Genomic DNA, 16,689 nt, shown 5'->3' with positions numbered 1-16,689 from the left:
GGTAACAAAACATATGAATGATTGCTCATATATTGATTGTAAGATCAAAAACATTACGGATAATTTTGTTTTACGTACTGCAAAGGGGAGAGTTCACATGGGAACCGGACAGGAACAGGTGAAAAGGGAACTGCTGCTGGATGGATTGGATTGCGCGAACTGCGCATTGAAGATTGAGAATGGTGTCAAAAAAATTAAAGGCATTACCGATTGCTCAGTCAATTTTGTGACCAAAACCTTATCCATGCACACCACCTCCGATATGGATGAGCAGGTCGTGGAAGAAGCGAAGCGCAAAGTGCTTCGGCTGGAGCCGCATATTCGTATTTCGGAAAAAGGTAAATCATCACAAGGCAGTCGTGGTGCTGTAGATTCAATAAACCAAGCTAACGGCAATGTGCACGCACATGCAGGTAACGGGGCTCACGCGCATGGGCATACTCCGAGTGGGCACGATCATGCTGGGCACTCTCATGACCACGGTCATCATCACGGAGCCCAAGATCACACGCATGATCATGGAAGTCATGCCGGACATGATCACGGTCATGCAGACGGTCACGATCATGACGCGCATGCCGGACACTCGCATGAACATGGCGCCGGGCAGACGAAGGTGCTGCTGGCACGCCTTGCGGCAGGCTCCATTCTGGTGGCAGCCGCGATCTGGTCTCCGCTGGAAGGATGGGCACAGCTTGCGCTCTACATTGTTGCTTATCTGATCGCGGGGGGAGATATCGTTCTCCAGGCATTCAAAAATATTATTCGCGGTCAGGTATTCGACGAATACTTCCTGATGTCCGTGGCCACCATCGGTGCTTTTGCCATTGGCCAATATCCCGAAGGTGTTGCGGTTATGCTCTTCTATCAGCTCGGTGAGCTGTTTCAGGGGCTGGCGGTTAATCGCTCAAGAAAGTCGATCCAGTCGCTTATGGATATTCGCCCGGACTATGCCAATATGCTGATGGGTGCGGGAGAAGAGACCAAGCGAGTGTCACCGGAAGAAGTACGTATTGGAGATCGCATCCTGGTTAAAGCGGGTGAGCGAGTACCTCTGGACGGGATCGTTAAGGCAGGTCGTTCCATGGTGGACACTTCCGCTCTGACAGGTGAGTCCGTTCCGCGGGAACTGGAACCCGGCAGTGATGTACTGAGTGGGTTCGTAAACAAAAACGGGATGTTGACGATCGAAGTAACCAAAACTTTTGGTGAATCCACGGTATCCAAAATTTTGGACCTGGTGCAGAATGCGAGCAGCCGCAAAGCCAAAACAGAACATTTTATTAGCAAATTCGCCCGTTATTATACACCGGTTGTCGTCATTCTCGCCGCGTTGATTGCATTCGTTCCGCCGCTGGTGCTCAGTGGTGCAACATTCGCCGATTGGATTTATCGTGCACTGGTCTTCCTCGTGATCTCTTGTCCATGTGCGCTGGTCGTTTCCATTCCGCTTGGTTTCTTTGGCGGCATCGGGGCTGCATCACGTAACGGTATACTCATCAAAGGAAGTAACTACCTTGAAGCATTGAACGATGTCAAAGTCGTTGTTTTCGATAAAACGGGTACACTAACCAAAGGTGTTTTCAAAGTAACAGCCATTCGCCCTGAAGGCGGGCATACGAAAGATGAATTGATGGAGCTTGCTGCCATTGCCGAGGCCCATTCCAATCATCCGATTGCTGAATCCATTCGCGCAGCTTGGGCAAAGGATATCCGGACCCAGGGCGTGGATGATTACGATGAGGTTGCAGGGCATGGCATCAAGGTCAGTGTGGATGGACGTGAAGTGCTTGCGGGTAACGCCAAATTGATGGAACAGGCAGGGATCTCCTACACGACTCCGCAAACCGTGGGTACGGTGGTGCACGTTGCAGAATCGGGTACGTATGTCGGTCATCTGATCATTGCCGATGAGGTGAAGGATGATGCAGTGGCAGCCATTCAGGCACTCAAGAAGCTCGGTATCCGCAAAACGGTAATGCTGACCGGGGATGCCAAGGCTGTTGGTGAAGCTGTTGGGCGTGAGCTGGGTGTCGATGAAGTATACGCTGAGCTGTTGCCACAGCATAAAGTCGAACAGCTGGAGCGTCTCGAAGCTGCCAAATCGCCGAAGGAGAAAATGGTGTTTGTCGGTGATGGCATTAATGATACACCGGTGCTGGCGCGCGCCGATGTTGGTGTAGCGATGGGGGGACTTGGTTCGGATGCCGCAATTGAAGCGGCAGACGTTGTCATCATGACGGATGAACCATCCAGACTGGCAAGTGCGATCCGGATTGCAAAACGGACACGAACCATTGTCTGGCAAAATATCGGTTTTGCGTTGGGTGTCAAAGCGATCTTCCTGCTGCTGGGTGTGTTCGGAATCGCAACCATGTGGGAAGCGGTATTCTCTGATGTTGGGGTGACCGTGCTGGCTGTCCTGAACGCCATGCGTGTACTGCGAGTGAAGGATATCTAAGTTTTACGAAACGATCCGGACGGCTCTTCGTATATACGTAGAGCCGTTTTTTTTGTTTTAATATCTGTGGTGTATTTTTAATGGAGTTAGGGGAGGACATTGTGGCAGGAGCAATTGTTGGGATTATATGCGGAGTGTGCTATTTCATTCTGGGATTAATGGTGTACAAAAAGCCGCCGAAAAGGATTAATGGCATATATGGTTATCGTACTCCGCGAGCAATGAGTAATCCGGAATTATGGGAAGAAGCACAACGATATAGCGCCAATCTGATGATGCAGTTTGGTGTGATTATTACGGTATTTGGCATAATCGGTTTTTGGCTTACGGATGTACGAGCTTTGGTTCTAAGTCTTGTGGCTACAGGATTCTATACATTCAGGCTGTTTACCAGAGTCGAAGGCCGTTTGAAGCAAATGCAGCGTGTCCAGCAACAGGAACAGAAGGAGCAAGGCGCGTAGAGTAGGCTGTGAAATCGCAACTGAACGAAGATCCGCTCGCGCGGATCTTTTTTTGTATTTTATAGAGGTGGAGGACAATAGAATACTACTTTTAACAACGAGTTTTAAATGTTTACACTGAAATATTCTACCCATGTTTGAGACATACTATATATTCGATCTTAAAATCTAACGTTGACGTTAACGTTAATAGTATATATAATTATGTACATAACATTATAGACATATAATTAAAGTGAGGTGAAGGAAATGAGTTTATATAAAATCGATGACGTAGCCAAGGAATGTGGTTTGACCAAGCGGACCATTCGGTATTACGAGGAGATCGGTGTGATGCCTTCACCTCAGCGGACGGACGGTGGCACACGATTATACACCCGGGAAGATATCGATTATCTCAAAAAAGTGGTTAGGGCCAAGGAAGTGCTTGGTTTCTCGCTTCAGGAGCTGCATACCTATGTGGCAACGGCGGATGCGCTGAACGAACAGCGTTTTGACTACCAGCAGACCACTGAAGTGATAGAACGAATTGAGAAGCTCACCAAGATGGAAACGACGTTGGATGACCAACTGCAACTGATCGAGCAGAAACTTCAGAGCATTCATGCCGTGCAGGAGGAACTTGAGGAATTGCGTGAACGGGTTCAGAACGGCATTCGACGATTGGAAGGGCTCGAGAACGACACATAACTGATGAATGCATCGAATTATGAAAAATGCTGAATGAGTATTCCACGATAAGCACCGGGAGAACCGGTGTCATTTGTGCCGTTTTCTTTCCTATATTTCTGAAAATAAAAACGAGAATTTCATTGTTTTTCATCATTTGTTTCACAACATAAATCATGAACCAGGAGGAATCACGTATGAAAAGAGAACCCTCATTACCTGACGAATTGCCGTCATCCCGTGGAGGTCTATTATCCCAGCCTAGAGCTGTATGGGCCGTAGCCTTCGCCTGTATCATCTCCTTTATGGGACTGGGATTGGTTGACCCGATTCTGCCTGCGATTGCAGATCAGCTGCATGCTTCCAAAAGCCAGGTATCTTTATTGTTTACAAGTTATAACGCGGTTACTGGGGTAGCCATGCTGATTACAGGTGTTGTATCCAGCCGGATTGGTGTGAAGTGGACACTGCTCAGCGGCATTTTGCTGATTATTGTCTTCTCTTTCCTCGGCGGGACCTCTGACACTGTAGGTGCTCTCGTTGGTTACCGTGGTGGTTGGGGATTAGGGAATGCCCTGTTCATCGCAACTGCATTATCCGCTATTGTAGGACTGTCCACTTCGGGGACGGCCAAAGCGATTATTTTATACGAAGCAGCGCTTGGTCTGGGGATTGCTGTTGGTCCATTGCTCGGTGGTGAACTGGGTTCCATCTCGTGGCGTGGCCCTTTCTATGGTGTAGCTGTTCTGATGGCGATTGCTTTTATCAGTATCACGTTTATGCTGCCTAAGATGGCCAAACCGAAAACGCGGAGTTCCTTGTCCGACCCATTCAAGGCTCTGGGTTATCCTTCACTGAAAACATTGGCGATTACGGCCTTCCTGTATAACTTTGGTTTCTTTACCTTGATGGCTTATTCGCCTTATGTCATGAATCTGGATGAACACGGACTCGGTTATGTATTCTTCGGTTGGGGTTTGATGCTGGCAATAACGTCTGTGTTTGTTGCACCAAGACTGCAACGGCGATTCGGATCGGTTCCTTCCATGAGCGTTATGCTGACCCTGTTCGCCATTGATCTGCTGGTGATGGCGGTGGGTACGGTAATGGGATCATCCACAACGGTTATTGTGGCCGTTATCGTTGCCGGGATTTTCCTCGGGATTAACAACACATTGATTACAACGGCAGTTATGGAAGCTGCACCAGTCGAACGTTCTGTGGCATCGGCTGCATACAGCTTTGTCCGCTTCCTTGGAGGTGCGCTGGCACCTTGGCTTGCAGGTAAATTGTCCGAGTGGTTCCTGCCGGAGACACCGTTTTATTTTGGCGCATTGATGGTTCTGATCGGGGTCGTTGTGCTGCTGGTACGCCGCAGACATCTGCGTGATATCGATGCTGCCATTACGCATTAATGAACAGGAGGAATGGAAAATGGTGAAACGAATATTGGTTGCTGTCGATGGATCGGATCATGCACAGAAAGGTCTGGAGCAAGCAGTTGTTCTGGCAGAAAGTCTGAAACAACCAGCTTCCCTGATAATCGTACATGTTAATCCTTCGATCTCGCTGAATGAGCCCGCACTGGGTGTGGATCTGGAAGCACGGATCGCAGAAGAAGGACAGCATATTATACAACCTGTTAGTGAATTGTTAGCTGCGCGTTCTGTTATTTATGAAACTTTGCTGATAGCTGGTGATCCCGTGAATGAGATCTGCCGTGTAGCGAAGGATAGAGACTGTGATCTCATTGTGATGGGGACGGCCGGGAAAAGCATGCTCGCTGAAATCGTAGTGGGCAGTGTCAGCCACGGCGTCTTGAAACATGCAGGATGTCCGGTGATGACTGTCAAATAGAGGTATGACTTTCTTGTGTTGATGATGCTAAAGTGGTGTATAAATAGGTAGGGGTTAAGGCTGCATTAAATATGAATGGAGGATACAACAATGAAAAAACAACATCTGTTCATCGGGGGCAAGCCCACCGAATCAGTAGACTATATATCACTTCATGCACCGTACTCCAAAGAAACACTGGCAGACGTATCCTCGGCGACAGCGGAGGAAGTGGAAGCCGCGATTGCGGCCGCAGTTCAGGCAGGCAAAGAGATGCGCAGAATGCCTGCCCATCAGCGTGCAGACATCCTTTACAAGCTGTCCACCCTGCTGGAAGAACGGAAGGGAGAAGCAGCACAGATAATTGCGCTGGAGGCAGCGAAGCCGATTACCGCAGCGCTCGCCGAGGTTGATCGTACGGTGGAAACGTATCGTTTTGCCGCAGAAGAAGCCAAGCGGCTTACCGGAGAGACAGTTCCTATGGATGCAGCCAAAGGCGGTGAAGGACGCGTAGGCTACACGATGCGGCAGCCTTTGGGCGTTATTGGAGCCATTACGCCGTTTAATTTTCCGATGAACCTGGTGGCTCACAAAGTAGGGCCGGCGCTGGCAGCAGGCAATACGATTGTGTTGAAACCTGCGGAGCAGACACCGTTGTCTTCGTACTATATTGCCAATTTGCTTCAGGAAGCGGGATTACCGGATGGCGCATTGAATGTGGTGAGCGGTGACGGCAAAACGATTGGTGATGTGCTTGTAGAGCATCCGGACGTGGCCCATATTACGTTTACAGGCAGCCCGGCTGTAGGTACCAGCATTCGCAGCAAAGCCGGACTGAAACGCGTAACATTAGAGCTGGGGTCCAATGCAGCCGTCATTATAGATGCGGATGCCAATTTGGATAAGGTAGTACCGAGATGTGTGACCGGGGCTTTTACTTACCAAGGTCAGGTATGTATTTCGCTACAGCGGATCTATGTGCATAGCGCGATTGCGGATGAGTTCATTCGTCGTTTTGCTGAAGCAGCCCAAAAAGTCGTAGTTGGAGACCCGTTGAATCCGGATACCGTTGTCTCTGCGCTCATCACATCCAAAGATGTACAGCGTACACTGGACTGGATCGATGAAGCGAAGCAGGCAGGCGCTGAGGTGGCAGCAGGCGGCGAAGCCGAGGGAGGCGTATTACGTCCAACCGTGCTTGTTAACGTTCCGCGGGATGCCAAGGTGTCTTGTCAGGAGGTCTTTGCCCCGATCGTTGTCATTAATACGGTGGATTCGGTTGAAGAAGGCATTGAACATGTGAATGATTCCGTCTATGGGCTTCAGGCGGGTGTGTTCACCAATGATATTCATACTGCATTGCATGCAGCGGACCACATTGAAGCTGGCGGCGTGATGATTAACGACATTCCCACTTTCCGTGTGGATCATATGCCTTATGGTGGTGTGAAGCAGAGCGGGATGGGACGTGAAGGTGTTAAATATGCTGTAGAGGAAATGACGGAATTGAAGTTTGTCATGTTTAACAAAAACTAATTATTCAATCCTAAGACGAGCGGATATTAGCGGATATTCGAGATAAAATAGAACAAGTTGATCCTGTGCCCAAGTTAGCGGGTGCAGGATTTTTTTTCATTTCCACATTCAATCCTTATCGTAAAAAAATACATAGCCTTTCTCTATTGACCCCGGGTTCACATCTGATGAGAAGGGTATAAATACTTATCATACCGCAAATCTACCAATGACATGCCGTTCATATCACCGAAGCATTGTGTATCCATCCAGAGAAATGAACGGATTACTGGGGTACAGAATTGTTGGAAGTCTTATAATATCTCGCTTAAATTTAAATAAAATGCAGTATGAACAAACCTGAACCTTAAGTATCAGGCCAGATAGGAGGTGTATTCAAATGGCATATTCCATGGTTGATGTATCCGGGATGTCCGGTGTAAGTCTGAGTGAATTGGGACAGTACGCAGAAACAGGTCTGCTGAATCCAGCCTTCGTAGGTCAAGATGAGGATATCTACTACGAGAAGCCAGAGCTGCTGAGACTACAGCAGATTCTGTTCTGTAAAGAAGTAGGCATGGAGGAGGAAGAGATCGGTCCGATGCTCAGGGATACTCCCCGTGACATGATCCGTATTATGCAGCAGCATCGGATCGAGATGCTGGAGAAGGCACTTCATCTGCACGGAATGATTCAGACGCTGGACAAAACCATCTCCTACTTACGTGGGGAACAGGAACTGGATGAGTACGAACTGTACGCTGGGTTTTCCAATAAGGGGCATCACCAGCTCTTGAATGAACCGATTTCTGACCATGCGTCAAAGAATGATAATTCTGAACAGTTGATGACAGAGAACAGTCAGAAGTACAATGCCAATTCGTCGGAGCAATCCACAATGCCTGATGGTCAGGAGATGAAGACGAAGGAAGATTTTCTCGATTCACAGGCGAAGATTGACCGGATTCACTTGGACTTGCAAGGCGCTATTGAGGAAGGGTTAGAACCCGGCAGCTCGGAAGTACAGCAGATTATTGGCAGACATCTTGATTGGATCAAGGATTATTACACCCCAACAGCAGAGATATACCGCGATCTGGGTAATCTGTACGTCGAACACAAAAATTTTCGCCAGATGTATGATGGCTACCACCCCAAGCTGGCCGAGTTTTTGCGAGACGGGATGATGATTAAGGCGGAACAGGATTTATCCTAGATGCATAAAGTATCTTGGGCGAGCAGAACATGGGTGTGAAGAAAAATAATCATAACAAAGAGCGCAGATCCTCTAGGAGGAGTGCGCTCTTTGTTATTGCATATCATCGTAAGGCCGATGAACTCTGCATCGGCTTAAGACCTTATTTCAGGCAGTTAGGATAATTCCAGCTGCTCTGTAATCAGGCTTACCGCCTTTTCCAGGAAGACGCGGTCTTCATCGTCAAAACGGTTTTTGAGCGGGCTATCGATGTCAAGCACCCCATACAATTCGCCGTTTTTGATAATGGGAACAACGATTTCACTGTTGGATGCGGCATCACAGGCGATATGGCCTGGAAAGGCATGAACATCTTCAACGACCATCGTACGTCGTTCCGCAGCAGAAGTGCCGCATACACCGCGTCCAAGTGGAATACGGATGCAGGCAGGCAGTCCTTGGAATGGACCGAGTACAAGTTCTTTTCCATCATACAGATAGAATCCGACCCAATTGGTGTCGGTCATAAATACATTGAGCAACGCCGCAGCGTTTGCCAGATTGGCAATGGCGCTAGGTTCATCGCGGATCAGAGCACTTAACTGTCCCAGGACGGCGGTTTGCTGCTCGCTTCGTGTTCCTTCATAAGAAACAGCTTGAAACATGATGAATCACCCTCCCGAGCAAAAATGGTACTTATTTTCAAGATAGTGCAGAGCATGCGGTTAGTCAAGCGGAGGATTTCGGAAAGGGCAGGTCAGGCATGAATATTCCTCCTGTTTCTCATCTTCCTGCGCGGGGTAATTACTTAGCAACCACGGCGGGCTACAACCCGGGAAGGAGCTTGGCTTATGCATGCAGAGGTACAGAATCTTTTTGTACGAATTCATCTTCTATATTTGGCCCAAAATCAGGATTTAACCGTTAGCGACGCATTGCCTCTATTGGAAGAACGGGGGTATCGCGTTGGAGAACGGGAGATTAAGCAGGAGCTTGAGCATCTGACACAGGAAAACTTTCTGACCGCCCATGGAGATCAATGGAGCCTTACCGGGACTGGCATTGAGGAATTCAAGGAAATCATAGCCGTATTTGGCCGGGTTAGTGAGGAATTGCTGGGGACGGGTAAAAAGACGTCTACGGCCTAAACCTAAAGTGGATAAGGTATCCCGAAATAGGATGCAAACTTGAGTTGATCCATATGTACAACAAGACCGGGAGCGGAAGTGGCCCGGTTTTTTGACGTGATAATGATGACTGAACAGTTGCCATTCGGTGCAGGTTATGGTTAGATGGCTATTGAATATGAGGTCTGTGGGATAGATCGGATCGGAGTGTCTTTTCATGTATAAATGCAAAGGGAGAATTCCCGAACTAGAGACAGGGCGGTTGCGTCTGCGCAAATTGCGCCGCCGGGATGCGGCCCAGATGTTCGCTTGCTGGTCTGACCGGGAAGTGACCCGTTATATGAATTTGGCGCCCATGATCGGGACAAGTGAGGCCGCGGATATGATTGGGCTGCTGAACCATATGGCAGGAGAAGAGGAGGCGATTCGCTGGGGTATTGAACTTAAGGAAACGGGCCGGCTCATCGGAAGTTGCGGTTATAATACTTGGCAGCTTGAAGGCGCATTCCGTGGGGAGATCGGTTATGAACTGGGGCGCGACTACTGGCGTCACGGTTATATGACGGAAGCATTTTCGGTTATGCTGCCGTTTGGGTATGAGACGATGGGTCTCAATCGGATTGAGGCGCTGGTTGATCCGCGTAATCTCGCTTCGGGTGAGTTTCTGACGAACCGCGGCTTCACGCGGGAAGGCCTGCTGCGTCAGGTACAACATACGTCTACCGGGTACAAGGATATGGTGATGTATTCCCTGTTGTACGATGAGTTTTTGCGTCAGAGAGATAAATAAAAGATGAAAAAAAATCCGGGGATAACAGCGATAGAAAGATTGTTCTGGTTCGTAGCGGGCTGGGTAAATCAATGTTCCAAATATATAGAGAATTGAAGAGAGAAGGGTTTGTGTGAATACAACCGGAGGTTTGAACCGCAGTTTCATTCTGGCGGGATTGCTGCTCGCGACTTTTTTATCTGCAATTGAAGGTACAGTCATTGGTCCAGCAGGGCCAACCATTGTCAGTGAGCTGGGAAGTGTGCAGCTGTTGAGCTGGATTTTCACTGCGTATCTGTTAACGATGGCTGTGAGCACGCCGATTTTTGGCAAAATCAGTGATATATACGGACGAAAACCTGTATTCCTGATTGGCTGTGCCTTATTCTTATTAGGCTCGCTTCTGTGCTGCCTTTCGCAGAACATGGAGCAACTGATTATTTTTCGTGCGATTCAAGGGATTGGCGCAGGTGCGGTTGTGCCTGTTACGTTTACGATTATTGGTGACATCTACCGCCTTGAAGAACGGGGCAAAATACAGGGCTGGATCAGCTCCGTGTGGGGCATTTCATCTCTGGCAGGACCGCTGCTTGGCGGGTATTTCGTAGACAATCTGGGCTGGCAGTGGATCTTTGGTTTCAATTTGCCGTTCGGACTGCTGGCGATGTGGTTTGTGTTCCGTTATTTGAAGGAAGAAATGTCTCCGCGTACCGCGAAAATTGACTATATGGGTGCGTTGACTTTTACAGTCGGTATCACGGCATTGCTCTTTGTATTGTCCGCAGGTGGACAGTATTATGCCTGGAGTTCCCCTATGATTGTGGGACTGAGTATCGTGGCTATTTTGTTTATGATTTTATTTTTTGTGGTGGAAAAAAGAGCCCAGGCCCCGATGGTACCTCTTCATCTATTCCGTATCCGGGACATCCGGGTGGCGAATATCGCCGGACTACTGACCAGTACCCTGATGATTGGCCTAACCAGTTATTTGCCACTATGGGTACAGGGGGTTCGAGGCGGTAACGCGACCGAATCAGGGTTACTGCTTGCACCGATGTCTGTTGGCTGGCTGATCGGTAGTGTACTTGCAGGGCGTCTGCTAATGAAAATTGGATCACGCTTAACAGCGGTAATTGGCTTAACCGGGATTGCCATTGGATCGGGTGGACTCTTCTTGGTTGGTGGAACATCACCTCAAGCCGTACTGTTTATTTTGACCTTTATTTACGGACTCGGCTTCGGATTTGCTTTTACAATCTTCACGATCATTTCACAGTCGTCTGTTGGATATAAGGAGCGTGGATCTTCCACGGCGCTACATACCTTTATGCGTACGCTTGGACAAACCATGGGTGCAGCAGCCTTCGGCACATGGTTAAATTACCGGATATCCACGTTGTCGAGCGAACAGCATCTGGCAGAGGCGGGGATCTCGGATGGGGACCTGAATCAACTGCTTGCTCCGCATACGGAAGCTGCTCTGTCGGATGACAAATGGGCGCTACTGCGGAATGTGCTGGAAGGAAGTCTGCATTCCTTGTTTGTCATCATGTTTGTCATTGCCATTATCTCATGGGTGACGACACTGGCCTTGCGCAAACGGCTAATCGTTCCCGAAGATGCAGATGCTCCGCCGCAAGCACAAGCTTCAGGGAATTAAACGAAGTGAAAAGAATAACATTGGATGAAGGCAGCTGTTTCTCGGCTGCTTTTTTGTTTATTATTTTCTAGAAGGGATTTTCTGTGACTTATATAATAGAATGGGAGGTGAGTTAAGATGAGCAAGCAATCGCTGCAAGCGTTCAAGTTTGTATACGTTCCAATCAAGTTGCTGGCAGTACTTGCGACCTGCATTTCGTTTTCCATCGTTGTCGGACTCATGAAATATGTTCCCTTGGCAGAACGAGCAGAACATACATATTACTTTCCCTTCTGGTATACATTGATCATAAGCATTCTTATAAACTTGGCTCTTCTTCTGTTTCTGGTCTTGCCTTTGTTTTTTACTGTGGCAATCAGGTCTGGGATGGATCTTAAATAAATTCCGTAAGCAGAAGCAACAGACCCGCGCAGGATAATATAGATATCTCATTTGGAGTAGGGGTGAGGATGATGTTTCCCAATAATCTGAATTCGTCCAAGGAAGATGAAGCCAAAAGAAAGTACGAAGAGACTCAGAGGGAGATCGAGGGTCACAGCCGCTCAGGTCTGTCCAGTTACATTGTCGATTTGCTGATTGCAGGTGGACTGGTTGTTGCTGTCCTCACGGTGTTGATGTGGATTCTGTACTTTTGACTAGATTAATAAAGAAATACGAATAACCGGTACCGCCTATTTAGGCGAACCGGTTATTTTTAATTTGGATCAGGTGATACGGGAATGGCCTTAACCGTTTGCGGATAAACGATCCGCACCGAGTGCAAGCCTTTCCAATAACTCAGAGAGCAACGTCTTATCATCTTCGCTCAGACCGCTGACAGCACGATCTATTTTGTGAGCGTAGCCTGGATAGATGTCATCCATCGTACGCTGGCCTTCCTCGGTTAATTCCACGAAAATGATGCGTCTGTCTTGCGGACAGTGTTTTCGATGTAAAAGTCCCTTTTGCTCCAGCTTGTCAATGACATAAGTGACATTTCCGCTTTGCAGCAGAAGCTGTGCACCGACTTGTTGAATAGGCTGTGCTCCTTTCATATATAGCACTTCGAGCACCCCGTAAGCGGTGGGGTTGAAGCCATGCACTTTGCTTCCGGATACAGCGTGTTCATTCACGCTCTTAAATGTCTGGGCCAAGGTGCGGTACAGATGAAGAGAACGTTCGGTTCCGATTTCCTGTAATTCCAGCATACTGATCCCGCCTTTTCAGATTTATTGGAGTTGATGAATTTACATTTGACGATTCAAAGGTTCGCCATATTTATATTGTAAGCATCTGTTTGGACGAAAAACATGCGATATGTCACAAGATTTGCATTTTTAGCAATTAAAATTTAATCATTTTTCGTCTATATAAATTTTCAGAAAGCTTTTAGCTCCACTTCTTCAGGTTATTTCTGTCCTCTCCGTTCTCGTGTAAATGTTGAGTTCAATATGTACTGGAAAAATCATCCTGAAGGCTTCGCGTCTTCTCCGTCTCTGGCAGGAGGTGGGGGCACAGCCTGCTCTCTATAATAAATTCATATCATGAATGGGTTGAGGGCGGAGGAGAAGAAGGATGACAAGTGGAGTAACGATGCAGGAACGAAGACCCTTGAAGCATAATCGATCTTTTATCACTTTGATGGCTGCGCAGGCTATCTCCAATTTGGGAGACTGGCTGCATCTGCTGGCGATTCTTACGCTGGTGGGCATTCGCTGGAATGCTACGCCGTGGGAGATTACGTTCACCACACTGTGTGCAGCATTGCCTGTATTGCTTACTGGGCCATTTGCAGGGGCACTGGCGGACCGGGTCAATCGGAAGTGGCTGATGATCGGTGCAGACGGTGCGCGAATTGTGATCGTTGGAGGGCTCATTTTTGCGGATCAAATGTGGCATGTATATGTATTGCTTATTCTCAAGTCGTTATTCGATGTGGTGTTCTCACCGGCCAAGAACGGCAAGCTTAAGGAGATTGTGCCGCAGGAGCAATTGGGGCAGGCGGTGTCCATCAGTTCGGTGATTGAACAGATGTCCAAAATCATCGGTCCGGCCCTCGGTGGGCTGTTGGTGGCTGCTTTTGGAATCACCTGGTGTTTCGTGTTGGATTCCGCGTCCTTTTTGATTTCCGGCATTATTTTGCTATGGATTCCTGGAGCTCGGGTGATCCAATCTGCGAATCAGCACGTAGAACAAGTAAGGGAAGAGACAGCAGGTGTTGCTCAATCAGGTGAAAAAGCTACGTTTTTGAAAGATACCATGGAGGGCGTCCGCATGCTTGCATCTCTTCCTCATGTGGGTACTTCTCTAATCCTGCTTGCGTCGGCCCTCCTGTTTCTGCAATTTGCGGATTCACAGACCGTAGTCCTGTTCAGGCAGCTTCCTGGCATTTCAAGTGATCTGCTCGGATGGTGCGTCGCGGCTAGCGGTGTTGGAACGTTAATTGCAGCGATGAGTGTTCAGAAGTGGAAAAGGGCAGGTCATGTGATCAAGATGGGGCTTGGAACATCATTAATGGGTCTTGTCATTGGTGGTGTAGGAATGATCGTAGGAGTATGGCCTCATGCCGGGCTTGGCGCCAATTTGCTGCTGATATCGTTATTTGCTCTGGCGGGTGTGGGGGTTGGCTTTGCCATTGTTCCGTTCCAAATTCTACTGCAGGAACAAACACCTGAATCCATGACGGGGCGTGTGTTTGGAACGGTTGGCAGCATCATGACAGCCAGTAACATCATGGGTCCGGTGGTAGGTGGATTTTTGGTAACCTCATTCGGAGTTATTCCGGCCTTTATCAGTTCAGGCATTTTGCTAACGCTGCTTGGTGTGATTTATGTAGTGATTCGCAGGCAAAAAAAGAACAATATGGACCAGAGTCTTCCCGCTAAATCCGTGATTACAGGTAAGTGAAACGATTATGCAAATGATCTGGTTTCAGAGGTGGAAATAGGGAAAATTATTGGTATGATTTTCATTAAAATTTTAACTTTTTAAATGAAAAGCGTTTGAGTAAACGCCTTCACGTTTAATGAGGAACAGGCAGAAATCCCTGTATTCTAATTATTCCTAGGGGAAAACTCATATGTCTTGTCCCACCAACGCAGTAGCGGAAAGGGGGTGAAGCAACTTGAATGTAAAGTTACCAAAATCGATTGTTCGACTTAGCAGCATACCACTGGCTTTACTTGCATGGACGCTGATTTTTGGACTGGGATCGTCGCATGTATATGCGGATAATGCTCAGACATCTTCAGCTAACAAGTCCAGTGGCTTATCGCTGAATTTGTTTTCACAAGATTCGGATGGCGGGTTGAACCTGACTCCGTCAGTATCTGTATCCACACCATTGCTGGATGTTGAAGTTCCGTCGATCAAAGCGAATGAATCACCAGGCAAGCTGAGTGTATCGGAACTAAAGGTAGATACGCCGCTTGGATCGGCAGGAACATCAGAGATCGGTATTGATGCGAAGCAAGGGAGCGTTGGACTTCCGTCTGTAAAGGCGGATACACCGATATTCAAAGCGGATGTATCGAGCAGCGAGGTAAACCTGAACGAAGGGACAGCTTTCTTGCCTGGTGTTACCGCAGAGGTACCCGAGGTCATCAAGGCAGAGACATCTGCTGTGAATACAAATCTTCGGCAAGGTAAGGTTGAATTACCTTCCGTTAAGGTGGATGTACCTGAAGTTACTTCGATCAATGTCTCCTCATCAAGTGTGGATCTGACTGAAGGTGAAGTTCAGCTTCCTTCGGTGGAAGCCAACGTGCCTGTTGTGAATCTAAAGCCGGAACAACCAGTGATTAAGCCGGATCAGCCTGTGTTCGTTAAAACGCCGCAAGTTGAGAAGCCTGCTATTGGCAAAACGGATTCGGTGGATCAGGTTTCACAGCATACCAATGAAGATGGACAGAATGCCGTGCAGGTTACGGGCAAAGTGGTTGACGTCGATCCTGAATTGGTAGTACGTCCACAACAACCGGATACTCCACAGACATTACCTGTAGAACCATCCAACCTGAAGCAGGATTCCAATGCAGTATTGCCAGTTGAGGAGCAATTCCTGATGGACGAGCCAACTGTTGAACCTTCTGTTACCGATCAAGTGCAGAATAACGAAGATGTCAATTTGCAAAAGGATGATTCCGATAAGGCGTCACCATTGCAGCCACGTACAGAACGATTTAATGATTGGCCTGTCATGGCAACATCTTCAGGGGCAGCAAATGCTGCCGCAGTTGGAAGCTCCGGGACTTCCGGTGTATCGGGTGGAGGAGCAATCGCTCCCGCTGTTGCCCTTTCAGGAACAACAACCGGACTGGTGACGCCAGATTACGATTATGCTTTCAGGATGGAACGATTGGATGGTTTCAGTCAATGGTCTCAAGCACCGCCAGGGCGGCCGCCGCAATATACCTCTTTCTCTCAAACACAATGGCGTTAATTCAACCAAAATGGAGAAGGAGTGTATATTATCATGAAAAAAGTGAATCGTTGGGTGAAATTGTCGGTATTGTCGGGTACGTTGGTCGCTGGATTGCTGGGAGCTTCGCAAGCAACTTACGCAGATAGCTACAGCAATAACAGCAGCGGAAATCTGGATTTGAATGCAGGTTTGCGACTGGAGCTGGGATCTCTTCTGTCAGGACACCGTGACGCAGATTACGGCAGCAATGGCAGCCACGGAAGCTCGTCCAGTGCATCTGGAGCATTGAATCTGGATGTTGGTTTGAATGCCGGCCTATCCACAGAGAGCATGAACCGTTACAATGATCGTTCTTCCGATCATACTGCTGAACACAGTAGTTCTGGTAACCTGGGCCTTGGGCTCAATGCCAATGTATCGGGAGAAGGTACAACGATGAGCGACTATTCACGAAGCGGTGAGCATCGTAACAACAGCAGCAGCTATGCGAGCGAAAGCCGCGGCGCGCTGGATCTGGGCCTGAATGCTAAAGCCGAAGGTGAGAGTGCAACAATGGCTCAAACTGAACGCAATAACAGCGTGAAAGGTGATCGT

General features: G+C 48.2%; 17 protein-coding genes. 15 read left to right on the top strand and 2 right to left on the bottom strand.

Translation table 11 applies throughout. From position 1 onward, the window contains the following. The first annotated feature begins 97 nt into the window (after nucleotides 1-97). From DC345_RS22390 to DC345_RS22360, 7 genes are all read left to right on the top strand, one after another. Nucleotides 98-2,461, top strand: coding sequence for a heavy metal translocating P-type ATPase (locus DC345_RS22390; protein ID WP_258530768.1), 2,364 nt, complete (start codon nucleotides 98-100; stop codon nucleotides 2,459-2,461). A 101-nt stretch (nucleotides 2,462-2,562) separates the two neighbouring features. After that, nucleotides 2,563-2,922 carry an SdpI family protein gene (locus DC345_RS22385; protein ID WP_181586692.1) on the top strand — a complete coding sequence of 120 codons (360 nt, stop codon included), beginning with the start codon at nucleotides 2,563-2,565 and terminating at the stop codon, nucleotides 2,920-2,922. Between the two features lie 249 nt (nucleotides 2,923-3,171). Next, complete coding sequence (locus DC345_RS22380) at nucleotides 3,172-3,612, top strand: MerR family transcriptional regulator (RefSeq protein ID WP_113055019.1); 441 nt, start codon at nucleotides 3,172-3,174, stop codon at nucleotides 3,610-3,612. A gap of 176 nt (nucleotides 3,613-3,788) precedes the next feature. Beyond that, entirely contained in the window at nucleotides 3,789-5,006 is a 1,218-nt protein-coding gene (locus DC345_RS22375; RefSeq protein ID WP_072734865.1) for an MFS transporter, read from the top strand. Between the two features lie 19 nt (nucleotides 5,007-5,025). Beyond that, nucleotides 5,026-5,448, top strand: coding sequence for a universal stress protein (locus DC345_RS22370; protein ID WP_113055018.1), 423 nt, complete (start codon nucleotides 5,026-5,028; stop codon nucleotides 5,446-5,448). A 90-nt stretch (nucleotides 5,449-5,538) separates the two neighbouring features. After that, nucleotides 5,539-6,963 (top strand): aldehyde dehydrogenase family protein, encoded by a 1,425-nt coding sequence (locus tag DC345_RS22365; RefSeq protein WP_113055017.1) that lies wholly within the window; start codon nucleotides 5,539-5,541, stop codon nucleotides 6,961-6,963. A 379-nt stretch (nucleotides 6,964-7,342) separates the two neighbouring features. Continuing rightward, nucleotides 7,343-8,158, top strand: coding sequence for a MerR family transcriptional regulator (locus DC345_RS22360; protein WP_113055016.1), 816 nt, complete (start codon nucleotides 7,343-7,345; stop codon nucleotides 8,156-8,158). A gap of 155 nt (nucleotides 8,159-8,313) precedes the next feature. Here the strand turns inward: DC345_RS22360 and DC345_RS22355 are convergent, their stop codons facing one another. Further along, nucleotides 8,314-8,802: a GAF domain-containing protein gene (locus DC345_RS22355; protein WP_064642430.1), complete on the bottom strand. Its 489-nt coding sequence runs from the start codon at nucleotides 8,800-8,802 to the stop codon at nucleotides 8,314-8,316. 186 nt (nucleotides 8,803-8,988) lie between these two features. Between DC345_RS22355 and DC345_RS22350 the strand changes: the two genes are divergently transcribed. The 5 genes from DC345_RS22350 (at nucleotide 8,989) to DC345_RS22330 (ending at nucleotide 12,328) form a co-directional block, all read left to right on the top strand. Beyond that, nucleotides 8,989-9,285, top strand: a complete 297-nt coding sequence (locus DC345_RS22350) for a hypothetical protein (protein ID WP_063567811.1) — start codon at nucleotides 8,989-8,991, stop codon at nucleotides 9,283-9,285. Between the two features lie 196 nt (nucleotides 9,286-9,481). Then, on the top strand, nucleotides 9,482-10,054 hold the full coding sequence (locus DC345_RS22345; RefSeq protein ID WP_113055015.1) for a GNAT family N-acetyltransferase: 573 nt from the start codon (nucleotides 9,482-9,484) through the stop codon (nucleotides 10,052-10,054). A 130-nt stretch (nucleotides 10,055-10,184) separates the two neighbouring features. Next, the gene (locus DC345_RS22340; RefSeq protein WP_258530776.1) at nucleotides 10,185-11,693 is read left to right on the top strand and encodes an MDR family MFS transporter; all 1,509 of its coding nucleotides are present in this window, start codon (nucleotides 10,185-10,187) and stop codon (nucleotides 11,691-11,693) included. A 117-nt stretch (nucleotides 11,694-11,810) separates the two neighbouring features. Beyond that, nucleotides 11,811-12,074, top strand: a complete 264-nt coding sequence (locus DC345_RS22335) for a hypothetical protein (RefSeq protein ID WP_113055013.1) — start codon at nucleotides 11,811-11,813, stop codon at nucleotides 12,072-12,074. Between the two features lie 71 nt (nucleotides 12,075-12,145). Beyond that, complete coding sequence (locus tag DC345_RS22330) at nucleotides 12,146-12,328, top strand: hypothetical protein (protein WP_113055012.1); 183 nt, start codon at nucleotides 12,146-12,148, stop codon at nucleotides 12,326-12,328. A 90-nt stretch (nucleotides 12,329-12,418) separates the two neighbouring features. On the opposite strand, the gene DC345_RS22325 is transcribed toward DC345_RS22330, so the two are convergent. Continuing rightward, nucleotides 12,419-12,880 carry a MarR family winged helix-turn-helix transcriptional regulator gene (locus DC345_RS22325; RefSeq protein WP_062326256.1) on the bottom strand — a complete coding sequence of 154 codons (462 nt, stop codon included), beginning with the start codon at nucleotides 12,878-12,880 and terminating at the stop codon, nucleotides 12,419-12,421. Between the two features lie 367 nt (nucleotides 12,881-13,247). Here DC345_RS22325 and DC345_RS22320 point away from each other — a divergent pair, with 367 nt between their 5' ends. The 3 genes from DC345_RS22320 to DC345_RS22310 all read left to right on the top strand — a co-directional run. Further along, nucleotides 13,248-14,579 (top strand): MFS transporter, encoded by a 1,332-nt coding sequence (locus DC345_RS22320; protein WP_113055011.1) that lies wholly within the window; start codon nucleotides 13,248-13,250, stop codon nucleotides 14,577-14,579. 217 nt (nucleotides 14,580-14,796) lie between these two features. After that, nucleotides 14,797-16,113: a hypothetical protein gene (locus DC345_RS22315; protein WP_113055010.1), complete on the top strand. Its 1,317-nt coding sequence runs from the start codon at nucleotides 14,797-14,799 to the stop codon at nucleotides 16,111-16,113. Between the two features lie 33 nt (nucleotides 16,114-16,146). Then, nucleotides 16,147-16,689, top strand: a 543-nt coding sequence (locus DC345_RS22310) for a hypothetical protein (protein WP_146752152.1), incomplete at its 3' end; no start/stop codon positions are given.

The organism is Paenibacillus taichungensis, from assembly GCF_003287275.1.
Taxonomy (GTDB): Bacteria; Bacillota; Bacilli; order Paenibacillales; family Paenibacillaceae; genus Paenibacillus; species Paenibacillus taichungensis_A.
The sequence above is the reverse complement of the archived record's forward strand: the minus strand, read 5'-3'. Positions and strand labels throughout refer to the sequence as shown.